Consider the following 244-nt stretch of genomic DNA (forward strand, 5'->3'; position numbering starts at 1 on the left):
GTATCCTTGTACTCCGCCCTTCCGCGAGTCCGATGCGATGCGTATCCCTTCCGCCATCCAGCTGCACAAAGCCTCGAAGACCCTGACCCTGCGCTACGGCGAGGATAGCTACGACCTGCCTGCCGAGTTCCTCCGCGTGCATTCGCCCTCGGCCGAGGTCCAGGGCCACGGCAACCCGGTATTGCAGTACGGCAAGCTGAACGTCGGCCTGGTCGGCGTCGAACCCGCCGGCCAGTACGCACTG

At 65.2% G+C, this 244-nt stretch carries 1 protein-coding gene; it reads left to right on the forward strand.

Features of this window, described 5'->3' with window-relative positions:
* Positions 1-37: 37 nt before the first annotated feature.
* Positions 38-244: gamma-butyrobetaine hydroxylase-like domain-containing protein (locus tag BST14_RS32190; protein ID WP_142279729.1), on the forward strand; the 207-nt coding region annotated here is incomplete at its 3' end.

Origin of the sequence: Mycobacterium arosiense ATCC BAA-1401 = DSM 45069 (assembly GCF_002086125.1) — a bacterium.
GTDB classification, from domain to species: Bacteria; Actinomycetota; Actinomycetes; order Mycobacteriales; family Mycobacteriaceae; genus Mycobacterium; species Mycobacterium arosiense.